General features: G+C 44.4%; 6 protein-coding genes. 3 read left to right on the top strand and 3 right to left on the bottom strand.

What is annotated here, in order from left to right; translation table 11 throughout:
- Positions 1-73 precede the first annotated feature (73 nt).
- Positions 74-874 carry a M15 family metallopeptidase gene (locus HUN01_RS31930; RefSeq protein WP_181932906.1) on the bottom strand — a complete coding sequence of 267 codons (801 nt, stop codon included), beginning with the start codon at positions 872-874 and terminating at the stop codon, positions 74-76.
- A gap of 101 nt (positions 875-975) precedes the next feature.
- Here HUN01_RS31930 and HUN01_RS31925 point away from each other — a divergent pair, with 101 nt between their 5' ends.
- A complete protein-coding gene (locus HUN01_RS31925) occupies positions 976-1,893 on the top strand; it encodes an AEC family transporter (RefSeq protein WP_181932905.1) in 918 nt (305 codons plus the stop codon).
- A 339-nt stretch (positions 1,894-2,232) separates the two neighbouring features.
- On the opposite strand, the gene tsaB is transcribed toward HUN01_RS31925, so the two are convergent.
- Positions 2,233-2,892 (bottom strand): tRNA (adenosine(37)-N6)-threonylcarbamoyltransferase complex dimerization subunit type 1 TsaB, encoded by a 660-nt coding sequence (tsaB, locus tag HUN01_RS31920; protein WP_181929525.1) that lies wholly within the window; start codon positions 2,890-2,892, stop codon positions 2,233-2,235.
- Positions 2,893-3,575: 683 nt separating this feature from the next.
- On the opposite strand from tsaB, the gene HUN01_RS31915 reads away from it, so the two are divergent.
- Together HUN01_RS31915 and HUN01_RS31910 are read left to right on the top strand one after the other, a co-directional pair.
- Complete coding sequence (locus HUN01_RS31915) at positions 3,576-3,938, top strand: ribosomal maturation YjgA family protein (RefSeq protein WP_181929524.1); 363 nt, start codon at positions 3,576-3,578, stop codon at positions 3,936-3,938.
- 282 nt (positions 3,939-4,220) lie between these two features.
- Positions 4,221-7,820, top strand: a complete 3,600-nt coding sequence (locus HUN01_RS31910) for a WD40 domain-containing protein (RefSeq protein WP_238845815.1) — start codon at positions 4,221-4,223, stop codon at positions 7,818-7,820.
- A gap of 199 nt (positions 7,821-8,019) precedes the next feature.
- Here the strand turns inward: HUN01_RS31910 and HUN01_RS31905 are convergent, their stop codons facing one another.
- Positions 8,020-13,077 (bottom strand): PAS domain S-box protein, encoded by a 5,058-nt coding sequence (locus HUN01_RS31905; protein WP_181929522.1) that lies wholly within the window; start codon positions 13,075-13,077, stop codon positions 8,020-8,022.
- Positions 13,078-13,333: the final 256 nt, after the last annotated feature.

Genomic DNA, 13,333 nt, shown 5'->3' with positions numbered 1-13,333 from the left:
CGAGGCAGAGAGCAGTTTTTGCTGTAAGAAAACTGCCCTCTGTTGTAAGTATTGCGATCGCTTGTATCAACTTTTATTGAGGCACTTTGGCGGGTTTCAAATTTCTGGCTTTGTAGAACATTTCTAAACTATTGCGATCGCCTACAAAACGCCAGTGCCAAGGCTCATAACTCACACCTTGAGCATTATCTTTCGGAAAAGATATTTCAAAGCTGAAACGCGCTGCATTTGCTTGCAGCCACCGATACGCCTTAGTATTTTCAAAGTTGGTTTGGAGATTAGTTGCTGGTACTGATCCATCTCCAACATCTACTGCATAACCTGTGTGATGTTCGCTATGACCAGGAGGAGCGCTGAGGGCAGCTCGTTCTATTGGCCTTTGATTTCGCTGGGCACCGACACCAAAAAACAACGGCTCCTGGTCTTTGACCGAGCGAAAACCAGAAATTGGTACTAAAATCACACCTGCACTCCGCGCTGCTGCTACCATCTCCTCAAACTTTTGGGCAGCAGATTTTTGCATTCTAATGCCCCTATTTGCGGAGATGGTTACTAGTTCTGATTCAGGGGCTTCTGGGTATGCCAGATGCCCTAACAGAGTATTAACATTATCCGATTCTGTAGTTGGTGTAGGTGTAGAACTAGTGGGCGAGGGTTGAGAATCGGTAATTTTTTTGGGTGAAGTAACGAAAAACAAAAAACCGCTAATTAAAGCCAGCAAGACAAATCCCGCAACTCCCCCAATCAGGATAATTCGGGGTTGCAACCAAATTTTAGGTGTTGCAACAGGGGTATCGCGTACAGCCACTGGAATATCATCACCAAGGTCATTCGATGAGTTTTGCGGTCTTCCAGAAAACCCTGCCTTATTCAAGGGTAAACTCCTGTTTTGTGGGATAGCCATAACAGATTTTGCACTGGACAAAAGTAGAAGTAACAGGTAGCATTTTACATCTGTGGTTTTTAGGCGCAATCTTGACAAACCTTTTAGAACTATACGTCAAGCTAGGAGGATTAGTCCTGGTAGGTTTCATTCTGGGACGCAAACTACCTGTGACAGTTCCTACACGTTTGGGACAGTTCCTCTTTTGGGTGGGAGTACCCATAAGCATAGTATCGTTTTTGCGTCAATCCAGTTTATCAGGGCAAATTTGGATTGCACCTGCGATCGCTTACCTAGCCATTTTACTAGGAGCATTTTTAGCTTGGTTAGGGATTAAAGCACAAGCCTATTTTAGAAAGACTGTCCCCCAACAATCGACTCAGGCTAGCTTGATCCTAGCGGCAACGCTGGGTAATACAGGTTATCTTGGCTTTCCCATCACCTTAGCAATACTAGGCAAAGAATACTTTGCTTGGGCATTATTTTACGATTTGTTAGGTTCATTCCCCGGAACTTATGGCTTGGGTGTTTTGCTAGCAGCCCGTTTTGGCGGCGATGTCCAAAATCATTGGCAGACTGCTAGGGCAATCTTAATTAATCCTGCCCTATGGAGTTTCGGATTTGGCTTGCTGGTTCAAAAAGCGACAATTCCCACGGTAGTAGAATTCTGCTTGGAGAAATTGGCTTGGATTAGTGTAGCTTTATCTCTGGTGTTAATTGGAATGCGACTAGGATTGCTCAAATCTTGGCGTAGCCTACCACAAGCCGGGATGAGCTTGGGAATCAAAATGCTGCTAGTTCCCTTGATATTGGGCAGTATATTACCACTGTTTGGATTAACTGGTTCCACAGCAAAGGTAATTCTCTTACAAATGGCCATGCCTCCAGCTTTCGGCACACTGGTAATTGCTGAGACATTCAATCTCGATCGCGATCTGGCAGTTACGGCGTTAGCCGCTGGGGTTATAGTATTGCTGGTTACTCTCCCAATTTGGCTGTGGCTATTTTGATTTTAGATTTATCGAAACAGAATTCAGGAGTCAGGAGCCAGAATGGGCTAAACCTTAGCTATCCGCTAACAGAATGAATTTTGAACTTCATAGTGGATAGCGTCGCGTCTGAATCCAGGGGTTTTAAACCCCCACTAAATCAAAGATTTAGTGGTCAACAAGGGTCAACAAGGGTCAACAAGACAGTGGCGGGTCTGAATCCCCCACTGATAGCGTTCGCGAAGCGTCTCGTAGAGAAGCGTTAGCGAGTCAGACGCTCAAGGATTCGCTACCGCTACGCTACCCTGCGTCTTCATTCTGACTCCTGAATTCTGACTTCTGAATTCTTCTTCAAGATAGCTATGCATCCTGTACTGGATGCTGCCCATAATATGGCAAAGCCTCTGACCAATTAGGAAATTTGCCCTCTTGCCAATCGAGATTAGCTAGTTCTAAAATACTTGTCACTGTCGCTGCTAACCCAGATTGAGCTTTAATCAAATGATAATTAGTGTTCCAATTGGCTAAAGTTTCCTGCCATGCTTCTGGTGTCAATACTCTATCTGACAAACACACTCTTAGTTTAGAAGTATCTGGCTCAAACTGATAAATAGCAGCAAAAATTTGACCTCTTTGTGCTGGCATTTCCACAGCAATAGTTTTTAGATTTTGACTTTTGCCTGCTTCTGCCCAAGCTACCGCAGCCAAAGTTGAAATCGCAAATACAGGAATATTTAACTGTTGCCCTAAAGTCCGAGCAGTAACAACGCCAATTCGAGTTCCTGTAAAGCCGCCAGGGCCTTTTGCCACAGCGATAAATGACAAATCTTCCCAAGTTTGCGGTTTGATAAATTCAATTAAATATTGATGTATTAGGCTAGATAAATCACGCCCCAAATTCCAAACTTGAGAGCGAGTATCGCCTGCAAAATTACTAATTGCTAGCCCTAATTCGGGAGTGGTAGTGTGCAGTGATAAAGCGTATTTTGTGGTTGTGAGGTGTTTTAGTTGTGTGGTCAAAGTTAATTAAAATATTTATTTTTTAGAGTTGACTTGATTTCTCTATTCAACCACATCATAGTTCTGAGTTTTCACTTTGTTTTCATCCCCTTGCTCGAACTGGAACAAGCCTCTAGTACAGCACGGCGGAAATAAACCACCCATTCCAAATCAACAAAACCCTTACACTGTCTTCATTTTTAATTTTTAATTTTTAATTCCGCCTTGCGGTACTAGGCTGGGAAACCATCCTGGAAGGGCTGCCGCCTCCAGTAGCTTGAATTGAGGCAGCAGCCCCTAGAAATACATTCCCAGCCTGGAGGCTAGGAACGAGACGACAGACACAAGCCTTTAGGTTTTTCTTACTGCCATTCAGCTTAGAGGTTGTTTGAAAAGTCTAAATTATTACTTGCCTCTGCGACTAGAAGTCGCGGCTACACATACAAAATCTGCCTACGCGGATTATAAAACTTAATTTTCTAGTCCACGCAGGTGGAGTTAGCCTGTGTAGTAGCAAATTGTATTCGCCCAAAACTTTTCAAATATCCTCTTAGGCGTAGTCCGTCGTAGACATCCCTCTATATTTAATAGTGTTTGCTTCCTGATTTGCAAGGGGCTGAAACCCATATTATTACGTTTGTTTTCAAAAGTTTGTGGTTTACTGGTTATAGTCAAATAGGTGTTTTTGAGCGCTATTGATAGCCATGTTTATCTTCAATCAAAAATATTTTTACTTCACAGTTGCATTATTTTTAATAGAGGTATGTATTGCTGTTTTTGTAAATGATAGTTTTATCCGTCCTTTCATTGGTGATGTTTTAGTAGTTATACTAATTTATTGCTTTGTCAGAGCCTTTTTCAATATACACTCATCCATCGTCGCTTTATCAGTTTTTGCATTTTCTTGTACTATCGAAATACTTCAATATTTTAATTTTGTAAATAATTTAGGATTGCAAAAATATAAGATTCTGGCTGTTGCCTTGGGAAGTGTATTTGATTGGAAGGATATCATTGCTTATGCAATAGGTACTATAACAGTCCTATGGTTGGAAAATAGAACATGATTAATTGTGAGCATCCAAGAACTATTTACTGGAATTATTGTCTAAATCCCCTACCAGACAAGACAACAAACTCATAGCGTGTCGTCTTAATCTGGTTTGTTTTTTTGACAAGCGAACAGACACCAAGCGTGATATTCTTCAGTAGGGATAAAAAAGCTTGCCCCCTTTGCACTCACTAAACTTTTCGTCAGCGCCAAGTGCAGGCTGCGTCAACATGAAGCATCCCGCAGAAAAAGACTTGCTCTACCCTCTAGCACTACCTACTTGCCTGTGAATTCTAATGTGACAAAATTTAGGGGCGGTAGCTCCCCTTATGGGCGAGTGAGAGGAGTAATTTTATCGCCTCTGGGGTGGCAGCGATTTCAAGCAGCAAAGGGGCAGGCAGAAGCTAAAGAAACCTGGGGCAAGCACCTCACACAGGAAGAACTTAGCGATCGCACTGGACTTTCTCTCAATACCCTCGCCCGGATCTTCAAGCGTGAACTAGGGATAGATCGCCAGTCCTTAGAATATCTCTTCCGAGCATTTGGGCTGGAATTAACCAAGACAGATTTCGCATCCCCCATTACGCCATTAGACGCATTGTCAATGCAACGAGCAAATCCCCAACAAGATTGGGACAATGCTGCGGATGTATCGGTGTTTTATGGTCGTGAAACAGAACTGGCGCAACTATGGCAGTGGATAATTTCTGAGCAGTGCCGCGTTGTTGGCTTACTGGGGATTGGTGGCATTGGCAAAAGTACGATCGCCATTAAAGCGGCGCTACAAATGCAGGCAGAATTTGAAATGGTGGTTTGGCGAAGTCTCTGCAATGCGCCACCGTTGGATGAACTTTTAACCAGCATACTGAAATTTTTCATGCCGATTCAGGGGGAAGATCCTGTTATTCCCACCACGCTGAATGAAAAATTCTCTAAATTGATGCAGTATTTGCGATCGCATCGTTGTCTATTGATTCTGGATAATGTCGAAATTCTTCTGCATAGCGAACAGGTGGGACAGTGGCGACTCGGCTATGAAGATTACGGACAATTGCTGAGAACAATTGGAGAAACTCCCCACAAAAGTTGTTTGTTGCTGACAAGTCGCGAAAAACCACGGGAAATTGCCCTGATGTCAGATGAAGATGGCGTAGTGCGATCGCTACTTTTGAGTGGACTCACACCCGACGATGGACGCGCCATCTTCCGAAAAAAAGGAGCGTTTACGGGTTCAGAAGCAGAATGGAATACCTTAATTAATTATTATGGTGGCAACCCCCTAGCGCTGAAACTGGTCGCATCTGCCACCCTAGATTTATTTAACGGCAGCATTGCAGAGGTTTTAACTTATCTCGATCGGGGAATTTCTATATTTGAAGACATCCGCGATCTGCTCGGTCGTCAGTTCGATCGCTTACCCAATAACGAACAGAGAGCGATGTTCTGGCAAGCGATTCATCGTGAGCCAGTCTCGATTGCAGAAATCCGCGAAAATGTTGTCGATCTTGTCTGTCAGCAGAGCGTACCCAATTTAATTAACTCACTGCTGAGGCGATCGTTGCTCGAAAAAACGGATAAGTTATTTTTCTTGCAACCAGTTGTGATGGAATTTGTCACTGAACGATTCATTCAGCAGGTTTGTAGAGAATTTGAGACTTCTCAAATTGACTTTCTGCGAACTCATGCCTTGCTTCGAGTCCAGGCAAAAGATTATGTGCGAGAAACGCAATTGCGGCTAATTGTGCAACCTGTAATTGAACGACTCCTGTCTCGTTTTGGGAGTGTGTCAGCAATTGAGGCCAGAGCAAGACAACTATTGATGCAGCGCCAAAAATCAGGATATGTCGCAGGCAACCTGATCAATCTTTTGGTACAGCTGCAAGTGGATTTGTGTGGTTCTAACTTTTCTGGGCTGGTGGTGCAGCAAGCCGACTTACGGCAGGTTAATTTGGCAGGGGTCAATTTTCAAAATGCCGATTTAAGCAAGTCCATCTTTTCAGAGACATTAGGGATTGCAATCTCCATCGACATCAGCCCAGACGGTCAAATCGTCGCAGTCGGCGATTCAAACGGCTTGGTGTATCTTTGGCATATTACTACGACTCAACTATTAGCTACCTTTGAAGGACACACTGGTTGGGTGTGGTCGATTGCTTTTAGCCCCGATGGCAAAACATTAGCTAGCTGTAGTAGTGATGCTTCGGTGCGGTTGTGGGATGTCCAAAGCAGTCAGTGTTTGCGGATCTTTACGGGACATATCGGGTGTGTCTGGTCAGTGAGCTTTAGTCCTAACGGTCAACGATTAGCCAGTGGCGGCGACGATCAAACGGTGCGAGTGTGGAATTTACAGGGGCAATGTCTTCATATTTTACAGGGACACACGAAAAATGTTTACTCGGTTCACTTCTCTCCTGACAATCAAACCTTAGCTAGTGGTAGTAAGGATACCTCCATTCGGCTTTGGGATGTCGTGAATGGTAACTGCCTGGGGGTATTACAAGGGCATACCGATGGAGTTCGTTGTGTACGCTACAGCCCCGATGGTCAATTGCTGGCTAGTGGAAGTCACGATCGCTCTATTCGCCTGTGGAGTGGGCAGCTTCACAAAGGCGATCGTCAATCAAAGCCTCATGTCAAGGTATTGCATGGACACACCAATTGGGTTTGGAGCATTGCGTTTAGCCCGAATGGTGATATTTTGGCGAGTGGAAGTGACGATGGGACTCTCCGCTTTTGGAATCTCCAAGATGAACAATGTATCAACGTTATTAGCGGTGATACCAACGAAGTTTTTGCAATTGCCATCAGTGGCGACGGGCAACTATTGGCAAGTGCAACTCAAGACCAAACGGTGCGGCTGTGGAATCTACAAAGCGGGCAAAGCCTGAAAACGTTACGCGGATACAATAGTGGTATTCGCTCCCTGAGCCTCAGCCCCAATGGTCAAATGTTCGCCAGTGGCAGTCAGGATGAAGCGATCCACCTGTGGCATTTGCAGGTTGATAACAATTTACCACCACGTCCCTACAAAACTTTCTACAAAGCGACCAATTGGGCTTCATCTGTAAGCTTTAGCCCCGATGGTCAAACTTTGGCGACTAATGGACAGGATCGCTTATCGATTTCAGTCTGGGATGTGCAAACAGGACATCTCAATCAATGGTCATCAGGTCATACTGAACCTGTGAAGGCAGTTCTCTTCAATCCAAAGGGGCAAACTCTGGCAAGCAGTAGTTACGATCGCACCGTGCGACTGTGGGATGTGCAGACTCATAAGTGTTTGTGGGTGCTGCGTGGTCATGAAAGCGGTGTTTGGCCGATCGCCTTCGATCCTAGCGGTCAACGGCTGGCAAGTGGCAGTTTTGACCACACCATTCGTCTTTGGGATCTGCAAACCGGGGAATGTCTGCGGATATTACAGGGTCACGCTGGTGGACTTTACGCAGTGGTCTTCGATCCTAGCGGTCAACGGCTGGCAAGTGGCAGTTTTGACCACACCATTCGTCTTTGGGATCTACAAACCGGAAAATGTCTGCGGGTATTGCAGGGACATACAGGTGGTGTTTGGACTCTTGCCATCAGCCCAGATGGTCAAACTTTGGCAAGTGGTAGTAACGATCAAACTATTCGACTATGGAATCTACAAACAGGGCAATGCCTTCAGGTCTTGCAAGAACATACACGTTGGATTGCTTCGGTGGTATTTAGCTTTGATGGTCAAATTTTATTAAGTGGCAGTCACGATCGCACAATTAAACTGTGGGATGTGACAACAGGACGCTGTATCAAAACGTTGATGGCTGATCGCCTTTATGAAGGGATGAATATCAAAGGAGCAACGGGATTAACTGAAGCTCAAAAAGATACCCTGAAAGCTTTAGGGGGAATTGAGCATTAAGGCGAAAAGGTTGTCAAAAGAGGCAGGGAAGCAGGGGGCAGGGAGCAAGGGGGAAAACACCAGACGAGCTTGTACTCCGCCCCAATAAGAGCGCCCTTTATGGCGGGGCTTCATACCCACCCATGCTTTGCTCCGCTCCACGGCTTTGGGGCAGGGCTTTCTCCCCCTGCTCCCTGCTCCCTGCCCCTCCGCTTTTTGGTCAAGGTTGATTGTGCCCAATCAGATTAACGATCGCAGCGGCTAAATCTACAGGATCGACGGGTTTCGGTAAGTGTTTTTGAAATCCTGCTGCCATTGCTTGGTTATAATTAATTTCTCCAGCATAAGCAGTCAAAGCGATCGCTGGAATTTCTCCACCTTGTTCTGGCGGTAATTTTCTCACCTCGCCAAGCAACATATAGCCATCCATTAAAGGCATTCCAATATCACTTAACAGAATATCTGGCTTGGATTGCACTAATATTTCTAGCGCTTCGGTTGCTGATTCAACTGCTGTGACAGTTGCACCATATTGTTCTAGTGCAAAGCTAAAAAACTCTCGCACATCAGCTTGATCGTCCACAAGCAATATTTGCACTCCAGCAAGTAATGTGTCGTCGGTACTCAGTTCTGTTTGAGAAGCCTCATCACTGCTGACTCGCAACTCAGAATTTTTCAGCAAAGGTAGTCTGACTGTAAAGGTAGCCCCCTGTCCTTCTCCCAGACTCTCTGCCTGAACTGTACCACCGTGAAGTTCTACGAGATGGCGCACAATTGCCAGTCCCAATCCCAATCCACCAAATACTCTGGTTGTTTTAGCATCTGCTTGGCGGAAATAATCAAAGACGTAGGGTAAAAATTCTGGGTTGATTCCCTTACCTGTATCAATCACCTGGATTTGGGCATCTAACCCAACTTGCTCTAGCCGCACTTCTACAAGTCCTTCTGTGGGTGTGAATTTAACGGCATTGGAGAGGAGATTCCACATTACTTGTTGCAAGCGATCGCCATCGCCGAGAACTTTGCCGATATCATCACTTAACACCGTTTGAATTTGAATTGATTTGGCTTCTGCTGCTAAACGTACCGTTTCTAGTGCAGCTGCGATCGCTGCTTTCAAATTGACTGCATAGAGATTTAACCTGACTTTACCTTGTAAAATCCGCGAAACATCAAGTAAATCCCCAATCAATTGGGTTTGTAACTTAGCATTCCGCTCGATTGTTTCCAACGCCCGGATTTTGGTGGGTTCGTCGAACTTGCGGGTTCTGAGTAACTTTGCCCACCCTAAAATCGGATTCAAAGGAGTTCGGAGTTCATGGGAAAGGACAGCCAAAAATTCATCCTTAATCCGGTTGGCTGTCTCGGCTTGTGCCCTTGCAGTCTTTTCGGCTTCGTAAAGTTGAGCGCGGGCGATTGCTTGAGCACATTGTTGTCCCAGTGTCAACATAAATCCCCGGTCTTCTTCGTTAAATATTTGTACAGTGGCAAAGCTTAATCCCAGTGCCCCAATTATTTTACCTTCTGCGATCAAGGGAATGGTAGCCCAGGCATTATTTCCGGTAAGAGTCACAGCACCCGTTAAATGAGGATATTTAGCAATCAAGGCTGCTAAATTTTCTAAAAAAATCGGCGCTCTAGTTCTGACTGTTTCCGCAATTTGGTTAGGTGCTGCGATCGGAAAATTTGCCCAAGCATCCATCAGCGATTGTGGATAGCCAATTGCTTGCACAACTTTCAGTTCTTTACCCCCCTCAGTAAGTAAGACAACGGAACCAGCAGTGGCTTCTAAGGCGGCAATCCCTTGGTTCACCACCACATCAGCCACCTGTTGGGGAGTTAGGGCTTCCGAGAGGGCAGCAGTTATTCTTTGTAAAAGTACCGTGCGATTAACAGACCGTTCAGCTGCCTGTTTTGCCTGTTGAGTTTCCTGGTAAAGTCTAGCGTTGTCGATGGCTGTCGCCGCCCGACGAGCAATATCTTCTGCTAAAGCCAAGTCTGTTTGTTGGTAGTACCGACCCGACTCGGCTGTAAAAAAAGAGATTGCTCCAAATAATTGCCCACGAGAACGAACTGGAATCACCATGAGAGAACGAATACCCAGGCTTTGCAGCAATTGCAGATGTTCCTCATCTTCAGCCATCTGGACAAGATTAGAGTCAGATAATTCGGAGTAAAAGGCAGATATTCCTAGCTTTAGCTGCCGTACAAGCTGTTTGGCTCTAGTTTTGGGTCGATAACGCCGTCGAATTTCGTCTAAAATCTTTAGTTTTGTAGGGTCGGCAATTGCGATCGCAATTTGTTTACTTGACCAATCTTCCTGGAAAACATCTACAATACACCAGTCTGCAAGGGTCGGAACTGCAAGATTAGCCACACTTTCCAAGGCGATCTCATAATCTAATGACGCAGCTAGTAAGGTGCTGGCTTCGACTAAAAACTGTTGTGTGGCTTCAACTCGTTTGCGTTCACTAATATCCTCAATAATGCCTAATGCATACTTTGGTTGTCCGTTAGCATTCCAAACTGCTGATGAAGTTAGGTTTACCCAAACAATGGAACCATCTTTGCGGATGTAGCGCTTCTCTAGGGAATAACCACTAATTTCTTTTGCCAAGACTCGCCGAGCATTCTCCCAATCAACTTCTAAGTCGTCAGGGTGGGTAATTTCCTCGAAGTTCATTTGAATTAACTCTTCATGGCTGTATCCAGTAATTTCGCACAGAGCAGAATTAATTTGTAGAAATTGTCCATCCAACGCTACCAGACTAATCCCCACAGCTGCCTGATTGAAGATGGTTCGGAACCTTTCTTCGCTTTCCCGCAAAGCAACTTCTGTTTCCTTTGCTGATGTCACATCTGCCAAAATAATCCCAATTCCTACCGTTTCGCCCATTGCATTGTTGACTGGGTAATAGTTGCCCAGCCAGTAGCCGTAACGTTCGGGTTGCTTCCTTGTCTCACCGCTAATTTCTATATTCAGCAGGGGTTCTCCAGTATCCAACACCCGCTGTAACTGTTGCTCTAACTCAGTCGCCATCGCTGGCAACACTTCTCCAAATTTGCGTCCTAGATGTTCTTCTACAGTCAAACCGTTAATATCAGCGAAAACTTGATTAATTCGGATATATCGCAGTTCCCGATCTAAAAAGCATACGGCAACAGGAGCAGCACCTAGCAGCGCATCTAGAAGAGATAGAGATTCGGCGTAATGGATTAAAGCCTGGTGGATATCTCCATAAAGTCGGGCATTTTCTACTGCTAAAGCAGCACGATGGGTAATATCTGTTGCTAAAGTTAGGTCAGAGCGATCGTAGCGACGGTTTGATTCTGCGGTGACAAAGGTGATAGTGCCGAGTACTTGCCCTTGTGTGATTAACGGCACAATCATCACAGACTTAATCCCCAATTGCCGAACCAGTTCTAAGTGTTCCTGATTCTGAGTACTTGCTACTAATAGCGAGTCAGATATCTCTGAGATTAATTCGCTTTGCCCAGTTTGCATTACTCTAGTAATTGCACTTACACCCTTGTAATCTGTTGCATACTCCTGAAGTTTACGCGCCAACTCCGCTTTCGATGGGTCTGCATGGGCAATGGGTAGGCGGCGAATGGAACCATCATCATTTAAAATGTCTACGCTACACCAATCAGCAAGTTGGGGAACTGAAATTTTGGCGATTTGTTCTAATGTTTTTTCATAATCTAGCGAAGTAGAGAGTAAATTGCTAATCTGGGCGATATAGCGCAGTCTTTCCTCAGCTTGCTTACGCTCTGTAATATCGAGAATAAAAAAAGCTCCTCGTTCTACAGTCCCTTCAAAATGGCTACCACCTGCCAAAATTGGGAAGCGTGAGCCGTCTTTTCGGATATATTCTTTTTGATATGGTGTGCAAAAGGAACTGTCTTGAAATTGATTCAGTGCTTGCTTATCGAGTGGCAGGTATTCTGTAGGTGTCAAGTTTTGCCAGTTAAGTTTTCCAGAAACTAATTCTTCACGAGAATAACCCACCATATTCAGGAAGGCATCATTAGCATCTGTGATCCTACCGTCTCTATTCCAGAAGCCAATACCAATCATGTTTGACTCAACCACGCTGCGAAACTTCGCTTCGCTTTCTCGTAATGCTTGCTCAGTTTGTTTGAGTTGAGTAATATCAATTCCAGTTACACCTACTCCTAACAGCTGCCCATCCGGTAAACACACTGGATGATAGCTGACAAGACTATAACGATATATCCCAGGCGGACAAGTTTCACCGCTCACTTCTTGGTTAAGCAAGGGCTGCCTAGATTCCATCACTTGCTCAAAAACAGGCTCAATTTGGGCTGCCCATTCCGGTAGTACTTCCCTCAAGGTGCGGCCAATATGTTGACTTTGCGGTATACCGTTGATGGCGGCCAGGGCTTCATTCGCATGAATGTAACGCAATTCCATATCGAGAAAAGCCAGCGCTACTGGTGAACTAGCAAGCCAAGCATTGAGTAACGCCAGAGATTCTTCTTTTTGCTGAACAGCTTGCTGAAGTTCCTGATGCAACCTGGCTTTTTCTATTTCTGCCTGCTTGCGCTCGGTAATATTCACGCCTGCACAGGTAATACCCTGAATGTTATTGCCTGCATCCCTTAGTGGTTCAACCAGCAAATCATAGCAACGGTATTTTCCACAAGTTGTTAGATAAACTTCTTCACGGGTTGCAACACCAGTCTCTATTACCTTCAGTTTAATTACCCTCAATTGCTCTGCTACTAAGGCTGAAAATAATTCATAATCAGACTTCCCTAACATTTTCTCAGCAGTTTCTAGACCTTGAGGATTATGAATCCACTGATATCGCAAATCACGATCCTGCTGAAATACTAAAATATCTGAACTGCTTAACGCTAATCGAAATCTCTCCTCACTAACTCTTAGCTTTTGTAGATTTCCATCAGCCTGTTTTTTAGCAGTCTTTAATGATTCACAGATGATACTAAAAAGCAATCCCTGTAATGCAAACAACCCAATTCGCACAGAATTTGATAAATCAAAACTTAGCTCAAAAACTGGCGGTAGAAAGAAGTAATTGCTCAGTAGAGCAGACAAGGAAGTTGCTAAAAGCCCTGATTTCAAACCACCATACCAAGCACTCACTGTTACAGCGCTAAAAAATAGCAGGAAAGGAGTTCCACTCATGCTTAACCAAGGGTCTAGCATCAGCATTAGCACTAATGCAATTGCAACAATTAATACAGTGATACCATAACGCAGTAATTGGGAAGAATGAATATGAGGCATGAAAATGTTTTGGAACAACCAATACTTATTGCAACAGCTGTATACACCCTAAGCTAGGTTGCAAATTTTAGTAATTTATCTACAGATAGATTTTTCTTGATTTATAAAAGCTTCTTTTGTTAGAGGTTAATTACTCGGTAGTATAGTATTGGAAGCTAGAATTTATTACTAATTTTTTATATCCATAACATGCATTTGACGATAATAAATACTCAATTTTAATAAATCCAGCGACTCAAGTTTATAACAAATGCCA

Source organism: Nostoc edaphicum CCNP1411, from assembly GCF_014023275.1.
Taxonomy (GTDB): domain Bacteria; phylum Cyanobacteriota; class Cyanobacteriia; order Cyanobacteriales; family Nostocaceae; genus Nostoc; species Nostoc edaphicum_A.
This window is presented reverse-complemented; position numbering and strand designations above follow the sequence as displayed.